The 16,613-nt window shown below is 41.3% G+C and carries 16 protein-coding genes; 10 read left to right on the forward strand and 6 right to left on the reverse strand.

Annotated elements, in window-relative coordinates:
• The first annotated feature begins 23 nt into the window (after nt 1–23).
• The 4 genes from BVC88_RS01170 to BVC88_RS01185 are packed head-to-tail and all read left to right on the forward strand — an operon-like array spanning nt 24 to nt 2,619.
• A complete protein-coding gene (locus BVC88_RS01170; protein WP_075348812.1) occupies nt 24–827 on the forward strand; it encodes a DUF4382 domain-containing protein in 804 nt (267 codons plus the stop codon).
• A complete protein-coding gene (ribD, locus tag BVC88_RS01175; RefSeq protein ID WP_245803569.1) occupies nt 824–1,852 on the forward strand; it encodes a bifunctional diaminohydroxyphosphoribosylaminopyrimidine deaminase/5-amino-6-(5-phosphoribosylamino)uracil reductase RibD in 1,029 nt (342 codons plus the stop codon). Before BVC88_RS01170 ends, ribD begins: the two co-directional genes overlap by 4 nt.
• Complete coding sequence (locus BVC88_RS01180) at nt 1,845–2,327, forward strand: GAF domain-containing protein (RefSeq protein WP_075348813.1); 483 nt, start codon at nt 1,845–1,847, stop codon at nt 2,325–2,327. Before ribD ends, BVC88_RS01180 begins: the two co-directional genes overlap by 8 nt.
• A gap of 10 nt (nt 2,328–2,337) precedes the next feature.
• The gene (locus tag BVC88_RS01185; RefSeq protein WP_075348814.1) at nt 2,338–2,619 is read left to right on the forward strand and encodes a GIY-YIG nuclease family protein; all 282 of its coding nucleotides are present in this window, start codon (nt 2,338–2,340) and stop codon (nt 2,617–2,619) included.
• 241 nt (nt 2,620–2,860) lie between these two features.
• Here the strand turns inward: BVC88_RS01185 and BVC88_RS01190 are convergent, their stop codons facing one another.
• Both BVC88_RS01190 and dxs read right to left on the reverse strand, forming a co-directional pair.
• Complete coding sequence (locus BVC88_RS01190) at nt 2,861–3,640, reverse strand: alpha/beta fold hydrolase (protein WP_075348815.1); 780 nt, start codon at nt 3,638–3,640, stop codon at nt 2,861–2,863.
• 12 nt (nt 3,641–3,652) lie between these two features.
• Nucleotides 3,653–5,566, reverse strand: coding sequence for a 1-deoxy-D-xylulose-5-phosphate synthase (gene dxs / locus BVC88_RS01195; RefSeq protein WP_075348816.1), 1,914 nt, complete (start codon nt 5,564–5,566; stop codon nt 3,653–3,655).
• Between the two features lie 171 nt (nt 5,567–5,737).
• Between dxs and BVC88_RS01200 the strand changes: the two genes are divergently transcribed.
• From BVC88_RS01200 to BVC88_RS01215, 4 genes are all read left to right on the forward strand, one after another.
• Complete coding sequence (locus BVC88_RS01200; RefSeq protein WP_075348817.1) at nt 5,738–6,487, forward strand: segregation and condensation protein A; 750 nt, start codon at nt 5,738–5,740, stop codon at nt 6,485–6,487.
• Between the two features lie 2 nt (nt 6,488–6,489).
• Nucleotides 6,490–7,566 (forward strand): lysylphosphatidylglycerol synthase transmembrane domain-containing protein, encoded by a 1,077-nt coding sequence (locus BVC88_RS01205; RefSeq protein WP_075349412.1) that lies wholly within the window; start codon nt 6,490–6,492, stop codon nt 7,564–7,566.
• Nucleotides 7,556–10,027, forward strand: a complete 2,472-nt coding sequence (locus tag BVC88_RS01210) for a bifunctional UDP-N-acetylmuramoyl-tripeptide:D-alanyl-D-alanine ligase/alanine racemase (RefSeq protein WP_075348818.1) — start codon at nt 7,556–7,558, stop codon at nt 10,025–10,027. The genes BVC88_RS01205 and BVC88_RS01210 overlap by 11 nt, the downstream gene beginning before the upstream one ends.
• 135 nt (nt 10,028–10,162) lie before the next feature.
• Nucleotides 10,163–10,972 (forward strand): ion transporter, encoded by an 810-nt coding sequence (locus BVC88_RS01215; protein ID WP_075348819.1) that lies wholly within the window; start codon nt 10,163–10,165, stop codon nt 10,970–10,972.
• A gap of 24 nt (nt 10,973–10,996) precedes the next feature.
• Here the strand turns inward: BVC88_RS01215 and BVC88_RS01220 are convergent, their stop codons facing one another.
• Complete coding sequence (locus BVC88_RS01220) at nt 10,997–12,241, reverse strand: voltage-gated chloride channel family protein (protein WP_075348820.1); 1,245 nt, start codon at nt 12,239–12,241, stop codon at nt 10,997–10,999.
• Nucleotides 12,242–12,371: 130 nt separating this feature from the next.
• Between BVC88_RS01220 and BVC88_RS01225 the strand changes: the two genes are divergently transcribed.
• Nucleotides 12,372–13,259, forward strand: a complete 888-nt coding sequence (locus BVC88_RS01225) for a TIGR01777 family oxidoreductase (RefSeq protein WP_075348821.1) — start codon at nt 12,372–12,374, stop codon at nt 13,257–13,259.
• 5 nt (nt 13,260–13,264) lie between these two features.
• On the opposite strand, the gene BVC88_RS01230 is transcribed toward BVC88_RS01225, so the two are convergent.
• Genes BVC88_RS01230 through BVC88_RS01240 form a run of 3 tightly spaced genes read right to left on the reverse strand, consistent with a single transcriptional unit; the run spans nt 13,265 to nt 13,924 of the window.
• The gene (locus tag BVC88_RS01230) at nt 13,265–13,441 is read right to left on the reverse strand and encodes a PLDc N-terminal domain-containing protein (protein WP_075348822.1); all 177 of its coding nucleotides are present in this window, start codon (nt 13,439–13,441) and stop codon (nt 13,265–13,267) included.
• Between the two features lies 1 nt (nt 13,442).
• Nucleotides 13,443–13,673 carry a PLDc N-terminal domain-containing protein gene (locus tag BVC88_RS21725; protein ID WP_083638973.1) on the reverse strand — a complete coding sequence of 77 codons (231 nt, stop codon included), beginning with the start codon at nt 13,671–13,673 and terminating at the stop codon, nt 13,443–13,445.
• Nucleotides 13,670–13,924, reverse strand: a complete 255-nt coding sequence (locus BVC88_RS01240; RefSeq protein ID WP_075348823.1) for a PLDc N-terminal domain-containing protein — start codon at nt 13,922–13,924, stop codon at nt 13,670–13,672. The genes BVC88_RS21725 and BVC88_RS01240 overlap by 4 nt, the downstream gene beginning before the upstream one ends.
• Before the next feature lie 94 nt (nt 13,925–14,018).
• Here BVC88_RS01240 and BVC88_RS01245 point away from each other — a divergent pair, with 94 nt between their 5' ends.
• A complete protein-coding gene (locus tag BVC88_RS01245) occupies nt 14,019–16,574 on the forward strand; it encodes a M14 family metallopeptidase (RefSeq protein ID WP_075348824.1) in 2,556 nt (851 codons plus the stop codon).
• Nucleotides 16,575–16,613: the final 39 nt, after the last annotated feature.

A 16,613-nucleotide genomic window follows, 5' to 3' on the forward strand; every position in this document is an offset into this window, starting at 1 on the left:
ACTTTTTGGGCTAAATTTGCCCTGTGAAGAAATTTATTTTCAGTCTTATTGTTTTTGCCATAGTGATATTGTTCATCGGTTCTTGCAGCCAAATCGATGACTCTCCAAAGGCATTGGTCAATCTGGTTTTGGTGGATACTCCAGCAAAGTGGGATTCAGTTTTGGTAGAAATTGAAGGGGTCGATGTGGAAGTTTTGCTGGAAGGAAGAGAAACAGGAAGTGAGACTTTTTATCTTGAATACAAAACAGGAGACAAAAAAATACGGGTTAGTGATTTAGTGGCTGGACGTGCGCTAATAATCGGAAGGGATGAATTACCGGTTGGTAAAATAATTGGACTTAAGGTAAGAATGGGGAAAAGACACAGTCTCTATCAGGAAAAAAAGGGCTATGATATGCCACTACAAAATCCTGAGGATCCATTTGTCACTTTAGAGACAGCATTGGACTTGCAGGCAGGAGTGGCTTTTGATATTATACTGGACTTGGATTTGGAGTCTTCAATTTTACAGACCTCTACAGCTCCTTTGTCGTTTGAGTTGGATCCTGTTTTTACTGTTATACTGGGAGCAGGTGCAGGTGAGGTTAAAGGGGCTATTTCTCCAGCTGCGCTAAAACCGGCTATTTATCTCGTTCAAGGAATGGATTCCATCAGTACCCAGGTAAATACTTCTGGCAGCTATCTGTTCCGAGTTCCAAAAGGCACCTACTCACTTTATTTTGATCCGAAGGATCCTACTTATAATTCCCAAAGAGTCACGAACGTCCAAGTAGATTCTGCTTCCATAACCCAATTGGAATTAGTCACTTTTACCAAAAAGCAATGAGCAGCTCGGATGAACTTTTCATGCTTAGGGCACTCGAGCTTGCGGCTCTTGGGAGGGGTAATGTAAGTCCAAATCCCTTGGTTGGGTGCGTGATTGTTCATGAAAGAAAAATCATCGGAGAAGGCTACCATCAAAAATATGGACAAGCACATGCAGAAGTAAATGCAATAAATGCTGTAAAAGACGAATCATTGCTAAAAGATTCGACTGCCTATGTAACTCTGGAGCCTTGTGCACATTGGGGAAAAACACCTCCTTGCGCAAATCTTTTGGTAGAAAAAGGGTTAAACAAAGTAGTGATAGCTGCTGTGGATTCGAATCCATTGGTTGGAGGAAAAGGAATCAAAATTCTCAAAAATTCTGGAATAGAGGTGATTAAAGGGGTTTTGGAAAAAGAAGCTCGGATTCTAAACAAGCGCTTTTTTACTCAGATTGAAAAAAAGAGACCCTATGTGGTTCTAAAGTGGGCACAGACTGCGGATGGGTTTGTGGCTAAATCTGATTATTCATCCAAATGGATCAGTAATGCTTCCAGCAGACAGTTAGTACATAAATGGAGGACAGAAGAAGATGGGATTTTGGTGGGGAAAAATACAGCAAGATTTGACGACCCGGCCTTGAATGTCAGAGAATGGGTAGGGAAAAACCCAATCCGAATGGTTATTGACAGTAAGCTTGAGTTGCCGAATTCCCTCAAGCTATTTGATCGGACTATCCCCACGATTTGTTTTAATACTCAGAAGTCTGAAAAATTCGAAAACCTTGAATATGTCAAGCTCAGCCAAGGGTTTGAGGTTTCCGAACTCTTGGAGGAATTGATCAATCGGAACATTCAAAGCCTAATTGTAGAAGGAGGAAGCTATTTGCATTCCAAGTTTATCGAAGCAGAACTTTGGGATGAGGCACGCGTATTCACAAGTCAGAACAAGTTTGGGACAGGAATTTCTGCTCCAGCTTTGAATCAAATCAGTTCTGAGATTTACCCAATTCAAAACGATTTATTACACATTTATTACCATGTCTGAAAATCTCTATATCCCAACAGAAGCTAGCAAATCAGAAAAGTATGAAGCTATTCTCCCTCAAATCGAAGCTTTGATTTCAGGAGAACCTGATCTCTATGCGAATCTAGCCAACATTTCATCTGCGCTAAAAGAGGCCTTTGGATTTTTCTGGGTTGGGTTTTACTTGGTAAAAGGGAATCAATTGGTTCTTGGGCCCTTTCAAGGTCCGATCGCCTGTACACGGATTAACCCTGGAAAAGGAGTATGTGGAACAGCTTGGGTAGAAAAGAAAACGCAACTTGTACCTGATGTGGAGCTTTTTCCCGGCCATATAGCCTGCAGCGCAGCATCCAAATCAGAGATTGTAATTCCAGTTTTTAAAGAAGAGGAAGTTGTAATGGTATTGGATGTAGATAGTGATTTACTTGATGATTTTGACGCTGAGGATCAGAAATACCTAGAAAGGTTGATCAGGATTTTGGAGAAGACTTTTTGATTCTAAGCACATGGAAGCATTTATGTATATTTTGAAATGCGGTAATGGAGATTATTATACAGGAAGTACTAAAAATCTTGAAAAAAGGATAGCGGAACATCAAATGGGATTGGGTGCAAATTTCACCAAAAAACACCTGCCGGTTAAACTCGTATATTTTGAAGTCTTTGATAGGATTGACCTAGCTTTCTCAAGGGAAAAACAAGTTCAAAATTGGTCTAAGGCTAAAAAGGAGGCTTTAATCGATAAAGATTATGATAAATTAAAGGCTCTTAGTAAAGGCAAATCTTAACCCCTCGACTTCGCTCGGGGTCCTTTTTTATTTAATTAAAGTGAATGGGCGAGAGATTGAAAAGCCTGACTGCTTTTCAATCTCTCGCCCATTCTTTTTAAGTTCGGTCTTCGGTGGCCGAGCGAAGTCGAGGCCATAATTATTCATAAGTAAAGAGAGGTTCTAAATCCTTTATTATTCTAAAAGCTTTTTCTGAACTATTAATTTTAGAGAGGAATGGGTTTTTTGACTAAAAGCTTTTTTATAGCCTAATTTGAGATCCCCCCTTCAAAAACCCCCTCAAAATCTCAATTACTTCATCTTTTCGCTCGACCTGACCCATATGGCCGACACCATTTAATTCATGGTATTGTGTAAATAAGTGTTGCTGAATTCTGCTGGCTTCTATTTTGACCGCTCCGTCTTCCGTGCCTGCAATCATTAACTTAGGTCCTTTGAAGTCCTCTAGTATAGCTATTCTTGATTTTCGGTCACGCATCGCATGTGTGAAAGCGATAAGTCCGTGAAGGGTAGACTTTTTAGCCTGATCTACGGCAAGTATTATTTCTTTTTCAAAAAGGTTGCTGGTCTTTTGAGTAAATAGTTGGGGAACAAAAGCGGTGACGAACTTTTCTACGCCTTGCTTTTTTAGGAAAGCGATTGTCTTGTTTCGGGCTTGCTTTTTTTCTTCATCATCGGCCAATGCCGTGGAATGGATTAATCCGATTCCTTTGATCTGATTTCCCATAAGCTCTAAAAGGGCTAAAGCAACATAACCTCCCAAAGAATGACCGATTATAAATGGTTTTTTAATTTTATTCTCATCCATCCATTCTTCAAGCATCACTGCTACTTCTTCCAAAGTCATGTGATCTTGTTCTAATGGACTTCTTCCAAATCCAGGTAAATCCGGATAATAAACATGAAACTCATCAGAGAGAGCAGTGGCTATGCCTTCCCACATGTCTCCAATTTCACAGAAACCATGGATAAAGACAACGGGCTGACCTTTTCCGGTTTCAGAAAAATGAATTTGAGACATGTAATTTGATGGTTAAGCGATCTTTGAAACTTCCGATAAGTCTCGAACTGCTTCTGCAATTCCTTCAGGATCAAAGCCACATTCACGATGCAATTCAATCTGCTCGCCATGCTCAATTACTTCGTCAGGAATACCCAATCTTTTCACCTGGGCTTGATATCCATGATCAGTCATCCACTCGATTACTGCAGAGCCGAAACCGCCCATCAGACAACCGTCTTCTACGGTGATTACTTTTTTGAATTTACCGAAAATCTCATGAAGCAATTCTCCATCCAATGGCTTTACGAATCGCATGTCATAGTGAGCAGGATTTAAACCATCTTTTTCAAATAATTTATTTGCTTCGACGACATAGTTACCGATATGCCCTATTGTTAAGATGGCGATCTCCTCTCCTTCTTTGACGATTCTGCCTTGTCCAGTCGGGATTTGCTCAAAAGGCGTTCTCCATTCCGGCATCACTCCAGCTCCTCTTGGGTATCGAATGGAGTATGGTCCTTCGTGAAGGGAACCTGAATACATCATGTTTCGAAGTTCTTCCTCGTTCATAGGTGCAGCAACTACCAGATTCGGAATACATCTAAAATATGCAATATCATAAGCTCCATGATGCGTAGGTCCATCTGCGCCCGCAAATCCAGCTCTGTCCAGACATAACACTACCGAAAGATTCTGAAGACAAACATCATGAACTACCTGATCATAAGCCCGCTGCATGAATGTCGAATAAATATTACAGAAAGGAATTAAGCCTTGTGTAGCCAATCCCGCTGAAAAAGTGACCGCATGCTGCTCAGCAATTCCCACGTCAAAAGCGCGATCTGGCATTGCTTTCATCATGATATTCATCGATGAACCTGATGGCATAGCAGGAGTTACTCCCATTATTTTATTGTTCATCTCAGCAAGTTCTAATAGCGTATGACCGAAAACATCCTGGTATTTTGGTGCCTGTGGTTTGCTTGGTGTCTTCTTATATATTTCGCCAGTTACTTTATCAAAAGTACCTGGTGCATGCCAAGTAGTTTTATTTCCGTTTTCTGCTGGGGCATAGCCCTTACCTTTTACTGTAACACAATGAAGGATTTTTGGTCCTGGAATATCTTTTAGATCTTTCAGAATTTCTGCCAAATGATTCACATCGTGGCCATCTACTGGACCAAAATACCTCAGGTTTAATGATTCAAATAGGTTACTTTGATTGAGTAAAGCAGATTTGATTCCTCCTTCTACCTTTGAAATAACCTCCTGTGCACTGCTTCCAAACTTGCTTAGCTTGCCGAGTAGTTTCCAGACTTCATCTTTTACTTTATTATAAGTATGCGAAGTGGTGATGTCTGTCAAATAATCTTTTAGCGCACCGACATTTGGGTCGATGGACATGCAGTTATCATTCAGGATAATCAGCAAATTCGTATCACTGACACCGGCATGATTCATAGCTTCAAATGCCATTCCTCCCGTCATGGATCCATCTCCTATGACTGCCACGTGCTGAATTCCTGATTTTTTGTATTTGGATCCAACAGCCATACCTAGGGCTGCTGAAATTGAAGTACTGGAATGTCCTACTCCGAATGTATCGTACTCACTTTCTTTTCGCTTTGGAAAACCGGATAAACCGCCATAAATCCGATTGGTGTGAAACTGATCTCTTCGACCAGTAAGAATTTTGTGGCCATAGGCTTGATGTCCCACATCCCATACAAGTTGATCTTCTGGGGTATTTAAGACATAATGAAGAGCCACGGTAAGCTCAACCACTCCTAAACTTGCCCCAAAATGACCTCCATAGACAGAAACATTGTCCACTATGAATTGGCGCAGCTCATCACAAATTTGAACCAACTTTTCCTTGGGAAACTTTTTAAGGTCAGCCGGACTGTTGATTTGGGCTAATAATTCTCCTGGTTGTATCAGCATTCGGATTATTCAATTTCAAAAAAAGATAACATAACTATTGGAACTTTGTTTTTCCGCTAGTGTAAGTATCTACTGTCTTTGTTCTTTCAACAGTCATACCAATTAATTTTTACCTTTATTGGATATCTTTGACTGCAATGTGGCAAAATTAACCATTAATTTAAATATCCTTTGAGTTTCGAAATCAAATTACCCCTATTCGAAGGTCCTTTCGATTTGATGCTGTTCTTTATAGAGCGGGATGAATTGGATATTTATGATATTCCTATCTCTAAGATTACCAATGATTTTCTGGATTACATTCACCATTTGGAGAAAATGGAAATTGAAGTGGCCAGTGATTTTATCCTCTTTGCAGCAACCCTAATGAAGATTAAATCCCGAATGCTCCTGCCTCGGCCTGAGCTGAATGAAGCAGGGGAAGAAATTGACCCTAGGGAAGAGTTGATTAGAAATCTATTGGAATACAAGAAATATAAATCAGTAATTGAAGACCTTTCAGCAATGGAAGGAGAACAACTTTCTAAAGAAAAACGAGGAAATATTTTGGCAGAACTACGTGCGCTAAGCAGTGTAGATGATGTAGATGCTGAAATGCAGCATGTGGATTTATATAAATTATTGAAGGTGTTTCAACGAACTATGGCCAAATTGGCCTCGAGAGAAGACCAAACTACCCATACGGTAATTCAATATCCTTACACCATTACCCAACAAAAAGACTTTGTCTTGGAAAAAATCAGTTTTAAAAAGCAAGTACCTTTTACAGACTTCATTGCATATAAAGCAGATAAAATTTTTGTGATCTATACCTTCCTGGCCATATTGGAGCTTCTTCAACTGGAGATGGTAACCATTGTAATTGGTGAAGGCTTCAACAATTTTTGGGTAGAAAAGACTGAACCGTTGGCAATCGCTTAGGTATGAAGTTGGATAACAAAAAAATCTTTCAAACGCTCAATCCTAACAAGGTTTGGGTTCCAGTCATTATCGGCCTTGCAATTGTATTTGGGATGTTTTTCTTTGACCCCTCTGTCAATGCCAATAGTTTGAAGGGTATTTTTGATGCCTCAATTCCCTGGGTTATAGTTGCCGTCTTGTTTATCTTAATTCGAGATGCGGGTTATGTATTTCGAATTCGAGAAATTACCGGTAAGCAACTTACCTGGACTCGAGCTATTTATGTAATTATTCTCTGGGAGTTTGCATCTGCAGTCACGCCATCGGTGGTTGGGGGTACAGCTGTGGCGATGTTCATCCTGAATAAAGAAGGAATCAAGCTTGGAAGAGCAATTGCCTATGTAATGGTCACTGCTATTTTGGACAATCTTTTCTTTGTGATAGGAGCTCCAATTATTCTCTTTTTTGCACAAGGGAATATTTTTCCTTCGAGCAAGGTTTTGGAATCCCAGCTTGAAAATAGTCTTCAGGCAATATTCTGGATTAGTTATGCCCTTTATGCTTCTTACAGTTTGGTGATGGCATTGGCTCTATTCTATAGACCTCGTGTATTTAAGTGGTTGTTGATTAAACTCTTTTCGATCAAGTTTCTTAGTAAATGGAAACATGATGCTGATGAATATGGAAATCAAATTATCGAAGCCTCAAAAGAGCTGGCAGGAAAAAATCTTCGCTGGTGGCTTCCCTTAGTTGGTGCGACCCTATTGATCTGGTGCTCTAGGTATTTTATGTTGAATGCTTTGATTTCGGCTTTTGTCCCTTTATCAATCGAGCAAAATATTATTGTTTTTGCAAGACAAGTCATCATGTGGATCGTGATGATGATCTCTCCTACTCCTGGAAGCAGCGGAACTGCCGAGTTTTTCTTTGGGCAGTTTTTCACTCAATTCCTTGAGGGATATACTTTTATCACGAGTATTCTGTGGAGATTGCTCTCCTACTATCCATACTTGATTTTAGGTGCAGTTTTTCTGCCGCGGTGGATAAAGCAGGTGTTTTTCAAAAAGAAGAAGAAACAATCGTCGAAAGATGCTGAATAGTTTTAGCCTCAAACAGCTGGTGGAAATCACCAAAGGCAAGCTTATCCAAGGGGATAAGAGTCGAATGATTGAGCAGATTAGTATTGATTCAAGACAAATTTTCAACCCTGGGAAAACACTTTTTGTCGCTTTACAAGGTGCAAAAGCCAAAGGGGAAAATTTCATTCCAGCCTTGATTGAGCTTGGTGTGGAGGTATTTTTGGTGCCGAAGGAGTCAGGAGAAAAGCTTGCTGCTTCCTTTGGATCACAGGCATTCCTGGCTGTATCGGATACGAGGTTAGCCCTACAGCAGATCGCAAAATATACACGCGAGCAATTCAAATCCCCAGTTGTTGGAATCACTGGAAGCAATGGAAAAACTATCGTGAAGGAGTGGCTGGCTCAAATCCTAAGTCAAAGCTATGCTGTAGCAAAAAGCCCAAAAAGCTATAATTCACAGGTAGGCGTTCCGCTATCAATTTTTGGAATAAAACCAGATCATCAGGTCGCAATTTTGGAAGCAGGAATCTCCAAATCAGGTGAAATGGCTGCTTTGGCTGGCATGATCCAACCAAATTTGGGGATTTTTACCAACATCGGGACAGCACATCAGGAAGGTTTCCCTGATCTTAAAACCAAGCTTTCTGAAAAGCTCTCTCTATTTCAATCAGCGGAACTAATTATTTATTGTGAGGATCAGGAGTTAGTCAAAAGTGAAATGGAGGAACATTTCCCTCCTTATAGAAGAGTTTCTTGGTCTGATCACCCCGGTTCAGCTTACACCAGATCTCTGAAGCTTCAGGTAGGTCATTCGCGCCTGATTTTAGTGAAGGAAGACCTAAGTACTCATACTTTTCAACTTCCTTTTTCAGATGCGGCATCGGTAGAGAATATCACGCATGTGATCGTCGCTGCACTTACTTTAGGCCAGGATCCGGCACTGATCCAAAAAGGAATCAGTCATCTGAAGCCAGTGGATATGCGACTCACACTTAAGCCAGGAATCAATGATTCGCTGATTATTGATGATACCTATACCAATGACTTGGCAGGATTGAAAGTTGCGCTGGACTTTATGCAGCAGCAGCGGCCTAAGCGAAAAAAAATCCTCATCACTTCAGATATGCTTCAGCAAGGAAATGCCAAATCACTCTATGAAGAAGTTTTGGAGCTAATTGAGCGCTACCAATTTGATGAAGTTTATGGAGTTGGAGATGATATTAAGCTCTTGGAAAAAGGGCTAGCTTCTAAATTTAGGTTCTTCAATTCGACCGAAGAACTGCTTTCTGAGCTTGATCCAAATTCATTTGCCAATGATTTGATCCTGATTACTGGAGCTAGGTCTTTTGGCTTCGAGCGGATAGTAAATCGATTGCAGCAACGAATCCATGGAACTTCTCTCGAGATCAATCTCAATGCACTTACTCATAATTTCAACTTTTATAAACGGCAATTAAAATCCAGCACCAAGGTCATGGTCATGGTGAAAGCCTTCGCTTATGGAGGCGGGGCGGCAGAGATCGCCAATCACTTACAAACTTTGGGGGCGGATTACCTCGCCGTCGCATTTACGGATGAGGGAGTTTCCTTACGAAAAGAAGGAATACGACTTCCGATCATGGTTTTGAATCCTGCAGAGGAGTCGTTTTCCTTGTGTCAGGAATTTGATCTAGAGCCAGTCGTATTTTCTATTCCTTTTTTCCAAAACCTAGCGGCCTGGTGCAGCCGTCAAGATTCCTGGCTGAAAATCCATTTAGACTTGGATACTGGAATGCATAGACTTGGTTTTGAACCGGAGCATCTGGCTGAACTCGGCAGATTGATCCAAACTTATCCACAGTTGGAAATTGCCTCTGTTTATACGCATTTGGTCGGTGCAGATGAATCTATTCATCAAGACTTTTCGCTGAAGCAGTTTGCGGTTTTTAATGAGATGAAGGAAAAAATCTTTCAATCTCTAGCCTATAAGCCGATTTGCCATGCTTTGAATTCGGCAGGGATTATTGCTTTTCCAGATTATCAGTTTGATATGGTCCGCTTGGGAATAGGTCTCTATGGAGTGGAGGTTACCGGAAGATTCGATACTTCTTTACAACCAATTTCCACTTTAAAAACGACGATTTCACAGGTAAAAACCTTAGCTCCAGGGGAGACTGTTGGGTATTCACGAAAGGGGTCACTACCTAATGGAGGGAAAATCGCCACGCTTTCCATTGGTTATGCAGATGGGTATGATCGGCGATTTAGTAATGGCAAAGGCTATGTCCTTATCCAAGGAAAAAAAGCCCCAGTTATCGGTAATGTGTGCATGGATATGTTGATGGTGGACATTACAGAAATAGAGGCACAAGCAGGAGATGAAGCCATCATTTATGGTCCGGAGATTTCGCTCAAAGAACTGGCAGATCAAATCGGGACGATTCCTTATGAATTGCTCACCAATATCAGCACCCGCGTGAAGCGAGTCTATTACCTCGATTAGCAGAAAGGATAATAGTTTTCTAAATTAATGCTTGAAATCGAGTTTATCCCAAGCGACACATAGCAAGATCATCATCAACTTTGCGAGATTCTCCTGAGATCCATTGGGCAACTTAGAAAATCAAATTATTAACAAATGAAAATCACCAAAAAGCGGTTGGCCCATATTGTTTTTGAGTCGGATGATTGGGCATCCCGAACGTTTGATATCGTCTTGTTGATTTTAATTTTTGGGAGTATTCTCATTGTTATTTTGGATTCCGTAGCTAGTCTACGAATGGAATATGGAGATCTGTTTAAGACATTGGAATGGATTTCTACCATACTATTCACCATTGAATACTTACTTCGCGTCTGGCTTTCCCGCAAACCAAGGGGATATATTTTCAGCTTTTATGGCTTAGTTGATTTGCTAGCGATCCTTCCCACATACCTAAGTTTCTTCGTACTTAATTCTCAATTACTCTCTGTCGTGCGAGCGCTGAGATTACTCCGGGTAATCCGGATTTTGAAACTTGGAAGATATGTGGTCGAGGCAGAATACCTTACGCGTTCTCTGAAGGCCAGTTTTCATAAAATCTTGATTTTTATAGGCTTCGTGATCACTATTGTTTTGATCATGGGGACGCTGATGTTTATTATCGAGGGTCCCGAGCATGGATTTACAAGTATTCCTGTTGGAATGTATTGGGCCATTGTCACGCTGACTACCGTTGGGTTTGGAGATATTTACCCAGTGACACCTTTGGGTCAGCTGGTGAGTTCTCTGATCATGCTTTTAGGATATGCGATTATCGCCGTTCCAACTGGAATCGTCTCTTCGGAAATGGCTGCGCAAAAGAAGCGTCAAGATGCAGAAGCGGATATGCAATGCCCTTTCTGTGCAAAAAAAGGGATTTCCCACTTGGATCATTATTGCCGCTCCTGTGGGGAGCGACTACCTTAATAGCGGATAAAAATCTTCAGTGTTTTAAAGCTGTTTTCTTTTTGGCCAGCTCGAAATGTCTGCAAAAAATTTCCCTTCAAGATTCTGGGAAGAATAAATACTGGATTTCCCGCTGAAGAAGTAAGCAATCAGACATGCAATTCCCAGATAAATTCCAGACTCATAACCAAAAAGTTCCATACCCATTACGGTACATGCCAAAGGCGTATTTGTGGCCCCTGAGAAAACAGCGACGAATCCCATTCCAGCTAGGAGTGCGAGTGGCAGAGGAATCCAGGTCGTTAAAGCATTCCCCAAGGTAGCTCCGGTAAAGAAAAGTGGAGTCACTTCCCCTCCCTTAAAACCTGCTCCAAGTGTAAATCCTGTTAAACCGGTTTTAGCAATCCAATCATACCAAGGCAGTGGAGTCTCAAATGCCTCCAGAATTCTGGGAACTCCCAAGCCGATGTAAGTAGTGCTGTCCGAAAACCAAACAAAAGCGGCAATCAGTAGTCCGCCTATGACCGGTCTGAGCGGAGGGTATGAAATCCATTTGGAAAATTGATAAGAAAAAAAATGGGTAGTCTGGGCAAATAATCTACCGGATAATCCAAAGGCAATTCCCGCTGGAACGATCCAAAGTAAATTGATCAAGGTATGTGGGGCAACTTCTGGAATGGAATAGGCGGTATGACCTACCCCCCATAAGTACATGCAAACCCAATGAGCCACAAAAGCGGTCCATAATGCCGGAAAGAGGGATTTCCAATTGAATTTGCGATGGAGCATCCATTCTAATGCGAAAATCGCCCCAGCAAGCGGAGTTCCAAAAACTGATGCAAATCCTCCGGCAACTCCAGCGATTAATATTAGTTTTCGGTCGTTTTTTGCTAATGAAAAAATCTTGGTAAGCTGATCTGCCAAAGATCCCCCCATCTGCACGGCAGTACCCTCACGGCCCGCTGATCCTCCAAATAAATGAGTAAAAATAGTCCCAAAAAGCACCAAAGGGGTCATTCGAAGAGGAATTGGTGCTTGGCTTTGGTAGAGTTCTTCCAAAAGCAAATTGTTTCCACGCACTGATTTTTCGCCATATTTATAATATGTCCAGCCAATTACAAATCCTGCTAAAGGAAGGAAAGCGATGATCAAAAGATGATTTTCCCGATAATTTGTCGCCCAGTCAAGTCCAATTAAAAAAATTGCAGACGCAGACCCTGAAAGAAGACCTACAAGTCCTCCCAAGCCAAGCCAACGAAATAAGTATTTTATTAGAAATTGAAATTTCAATTCTTCTTTTTAAAAGTTTGAGACAAATTAGGAATAGAAATTGGAATTCATCAAACTGTGAATTGGATGGCGGAAAGGATTTGTCCAACTATTTCAATTCTTAGAAGTTATCACCTCGAATTTGAATACAATGAAAAATATCTTAATAACCGGAGGATCTGGACTGATAGGAAAACGCATAACCCAACTTTTGGAACAAAAAGGCTACAAGGTTGCTTGGCTTAGCAGAAGTCATCAAGGTCAAAAGTCTTTCTTATGGGATGTTGCCAAAAAACAGCTAGACCAGGAAAGCATCGAATGGGCGGATGGGATTATTCATCTGGCTGGAGCGGGTGTCGCAGACAAACGATGGACGGACAGTCGAAAAAAGGAAATTTTAGATTCTCGAACGCACAGCACCCAACTGCTTTATGACGGGATTGCCAAGGCAGCTTCCAAACCGGATGTTTTTATCTCCGCTTCGGCTGTTGGCTATTATGGCTTCAATACCGGGACGGCTTTGGTGGATGAGACAAGCAAAGCAGGCAATGATTTTTTAGCTCAGGTCGTGGTCGCTTGGGAAAATGAAGTGAAAAAAATCGAAGAGTTACACCTTCGAACCGTTTTGCTACGAATAGGAATTGTGCTCGATGCTCATGGAGGCGCATTAGGTGAAATGCTCAAGCCTCCAGTTGCTGCTCCCCTTGGCAAAGGAGATCAGTGGATGAGTTGGATTCACATCGAAGATCTTGCAAATCTTTTTGTTTTTGCAGTGGAAAAAACTACGCTTCAGGGAATTTATAATGCTGTATCTCCTAATCCTGCCACAAACTATCACTTGACAAAAGTAGCGGCCAAAGCAAAAGGAAAGCCTTTTGTTGGAATCGGAGTGCCTGGTTTTGGGCTGAAATTGATTCTGGGAGAAATGGCGGCGATGGTACTCGGAGGGAATCGAGTATCGGCCAATAAAATTCAAAAGGCTGGATTTGAGTTTGAATTTCCTGTGTTGGAGGGAGCTGTGAAGGAGATTTTCAGCTAAGACCACTAGCTAATCCTTTTGCCTCTTCCTACCAAGAACCACAGAATCGTTCCTAAGAACGGAACTAAAATTACTATCAGGATCCAGATCAACTTATCCGTATCGCTCGCAAAGTTGCTGATGACTACATCGTAGATCGTGTAGGCGTAGATTGCTAACCCAATTATTCCTATTCCAAACATATCAGTAAGTTAATTTTTTAGTGCTTTTTCCAATCACCAAATAGACTAAAGTGCCTATCAATTGAGCAAAAAGAATAATTATAATCCAGATCAATTTCATGTTGGGGTCTTTGAACTCAGACCTGATGATATCAACCAGACAATAAATCATAAGTATTAAATAAATGAAGCTGATGATGGATAATATGATTAAAAAACTTCCACCGATATTTTGAATAAAGGATAAGATCATAGACTTTTTGGTTTAGAAATTTTTGAAAAGTCGGGTTTGAAGCCTCGCTTTTTGTCCCTTCGGGAAAAGCCTAGATATAAAAAGCAGCCAAATGGTGCGAATAGGATAATTAATACCCAGACTAACTTGGAATTTTGATCTTTAAAATCCGCACGGACCAAATCAATTAAAGCATAAATCCAAAATGCGATATAGGCAAAGCCTGCGATTTGCCAATAAATCAACCCATATCCTGGTACTATCAAATCCATATCTGTTCTTCAATTATTTTTACCACTGAAACTAAAATAAGTGATTGGATCGGAAAAATGTAAGAATTTAGGAAAAGTTTAACTATTTATTTCTATGAAGCGCATTCTGTTCTCTTTGATTTTATCCCTCATGACCCTTGTGGGCTATGCTCAGGTGGATCTTTCATACTACCTACCAAAAGGATACACTTACAATCCTGCTATTCCTACCCCGGAGGAAGTATTGGGTTATCAAGTAGGTGATTGGCATGTCACACATGATCAGCTTTACATGTATATGAAGGCTGTAGCTGCTGCATCGGACCGGGTAATGATCCAGGAAACTGGCCGTACCTATGAGAAAAGACCTCAGGTGGTATTGACGATTAGTACTCCAGCCAACCTTGCCAAGCTAGATCAAATCAAAGCTGATCGGGCTAAACTCCGGGATCCTAATGCAACTGTAGATATTCAGAAAATGCCAGTGGTGATGTTTATGGGCTATTCTGTCCATGGTAATGAGCCTAGTGGCGCAAATGCTTCCCTTCTGGCAGCCTATCATTTTGCGGCAGCGAATGAGATTGAAGCAGAACTGGAAAACATCGTGCTGTTGCTTGATCCGGCGATTAATCCTGATGGATTGAATCGATTTGCTTCTTGGGTGAATTCGCATAAAGCTTACAATCTAAATGGAGACCCAAATGGTGCAGAATATAATGAGGCTTGGCCAAGAGGACGTACCAATCATTATTGGTTTGACTTGAATCGTGACTGGCTTCCCGTGCAGCATCCTGAGTCTAGAAACCGGGTAAAAGTTTTCCAAGACTGGCTTCCAAATATTCATTTGGATTTTCATGAAATGGGCACCAACAGTACCTTCTTTTTCCAACCTGGAGTACCTTCTCGTGTCCACCCGCTTACTCCGACGAAGAACTTTGAGCTAACCGAAAAGATCGGAACCTATCATGCGAAAGCCTTGGATCAGATTGGATCACTTTATTACAACCAAGAAGGCTACGATGATTTTTATTATGGCAAAGGATCAACCTATCCAGATGTTCAGGGCTCGATCGGGATTCTTTTTGAGCAGGCAAGTTCGCGTGGACACTTGCAGGAAAGTGCAAACGGGATGCTGAGCTTTCCTTTCACAATTCGAAATCAATTCACCGCAAACCTGTCATCCTATCAGGCAGCGAAGGAAATGCGCATTGAGCTTAATCAGTGGATGAAAGATTTCTACAAAGGAATCGCTACTGAAACTGCCGCAGATATGAATAAGGCATATATTTTCGGAAGCAAAGAAGACGATGCACGAAGCTTCCACCTTGCTGATTTGATTCTACAGCACAACATCAAAGTTTTCACGCTCAATGAGGATATTACACTTAACGGCACAGAGTTTAAAGGTAAAAATGCCTACATCGTCCCAGCGGATCAGCCGCAGTATCGCTTGATTAAGGCGATGTTTGAAACTCGAACTACCTTTCAGGATAGTCTTTTCTATGATATTTCGGCTTGGACTTATCCGATGGCTTTCAATCTGGACTACATGGCGTTGAATAGCAAAATTCTTAACCTCGCCAATGTCACTGAAGTAACCAAATCTTCCTTGGAATTAGCTCCGGGAAAAGTAATTGGAAATGCCGGCGCTTACCAATATGCGATGGAGTGGGCAGATTACTATGCTCCAAAAGCAGCCTATGACTTAATGGAAGCCGGATTCTTAGTTCGATTATCCAATGCTGGATTTTCTGTTCCAGATGGAAAGACCTTTGGAAGAGGAACACTTCTTATCGGCACTGGAGAGAGTAAATTGGATGCTCAACAAATGCATCAAAAGCTTACGGAAATAGCTCAGGTTGCTCATGTGGATATTTATGCATTAACTAGCGGCTATACTTCTGGAGCGAATCTTGGTTCGACAACCATTTCACCTTTAGAGATTCCAAAAATTGCGCTATTGGTTGAGGGCGGAGTGGATAGCTATGAGGCAGGTGAAATTTGGCACTTACTCGATCAACGGTATGAGATGCCAGTTACCTTGTTACCTATGGACGCGATTGGAGGAAATACTTTAGACCGATACAATGTGATTTTGATGCCGGATGGTCGCTATAATTCCTTGGGCAAATCCGGTGCTGCGACACTGAAAAGCTGGGTTTCTGAAGGAGGAACGCTCATAGCCAAAGGAGGTGCATTGCAATTCTTAGCGCAAAATGAAGTTGGTGATTTTACGTTTAGAGAAGGAGCACCGGCAGAAAAAGGTTTGCAAAAAAGCTATGCTGACTATGAAAATACCATGGGAGCGAAAGTAACCGGCGGAGCGATTTTCAATGCCAAATTGGATATCACCCACCCGATTGGTTATGGTTATGAAAGTTCAGCAATCCATACCTTCCGAAATGATAACCTATTTATGGAGCCTTCTGAAAACCCCTATGCAAATCCCCTCGTCTACACAGACAGTCCTTTAGCATCAGGATACCTTCACCCTTCTAATCTCGATGGACTTAAGAACGGAGGAGTTGTTCGAATTTCTGGTGTAGGAAGGGGAAGGATTATCGGATTCGCAGACAATATGAATTTCAGAGCTTTCTGGTTTGGTACAAATAAATTGTATGCAAATGCAATCTTTTTCGGTCAGACTATAAATGGAGGAACGGCTCGATAACAAATCAAAGGCTTCTAGATAAATAGAAGCCTTTTTTTC

It is taken from the genome of Algoriphagus marinus (assembly GCF_001936475.1).
GTDB classification, from domain to species: Bacteria; Bacteroidota; Bacteroidia; order Cytophagales; family Cyclobacteriaceae; genus Algoriphagus; species Algoriphagus marinus.

Excerpts from the sequence above, each read along its gene's own strand:
- ribD (WP_245803569.1), top strand. The coding sequence starts at position 824 with ATGAGCAGCTCGGATGAACTTTTCATGCTTAGGGCACTCGAGCTTGCG.
- BVC88_RS01180 (WP_075348813.1), top strand. The coding sequence starts at position 1,845 with ATGTCTGAAAATCTCTATATCCCAACAGAAGCTAGCAAATCAGAAAAG.
- BVC88_RS01185 (WP_075348814.1), top strand. The coding sequence starts at position 2,338 with ATGGAAGCATTTATGTATATTTTGAAATGCGGTAATGGAGATTATTAT.
- BVC88_RS01190 (WP_075348815.1), bottom strand. The coding sequence starts at position 3,640 with ATGTCTCAAATTCATTTTTCTGAAACCGGAAAAGGTCAGCCCGTTGTC.
- dxs (WP_075348816.1), bottom strand. The coding sequence starts at position 5,566 with ATGCTGATACAACCAGGAGAATTATTAGCCCAAATCAACAGTCCGGCT.
- BVC88_RS01205 (WP_075349412.1), top strand. The coding sequence starts at position 6,490 with ATGAAGTTGGATAACAAAAAAATCTTTCAAACGCTCAATCCTAACAAG.
- BVC88_RS01210 (WP_075348818.1), top strand. The coding sequence starts at position 7,556 with ATGCTGAATAGTTTTAGCCTCAAACAGCTGGTGGAAATCACCAAAGGC.
- BVC88_RS01215 (WP_075348819.1), top strand. The coding sequence starts at position 10,163 with ATGAAAATCACCAAAAAGCGGTTGGCCCATATTGTTTTTGAGTCGGAT.
- BVC88_RS01225 (WP_075348821.1), top strand. The coding sequence starts at position 12,372 with ATGAAAAATATCTTAATAACCGGAGGATCTGGACTGATAGGAAAACGC.
- BVC88_RS01230 (WP_075348822.1), bottom strand. The coding sequence starts at position 13,441 with ATGTTTGGAATAGGAATAATTGGGTTAGCAATCTACGCCTACACGATC.
- BVC88_RS21725 (WP_083638973.1), bottom strand. The coding sequence starts at position 13,673 with ATGATCTTATCCTTTATTCAAAATATCGGTGGAAGTTTTTTAATCATA.
- BVC88_RS01240 (WP_075348823.1), bottom strand. The coding sequence starts at position 13,924 with ATGGATTTGATAGTACCAGGATATGGGTTGATTTATTGGCAAATCGCA.
- BVC88_RS01245 (WP_075348824.1), top strand. The coding sequence starts at position 14,019 with ATGAAGCGCATTCTGTTCTCTTTGATTTTATCCCTCATGACCCTTGTG.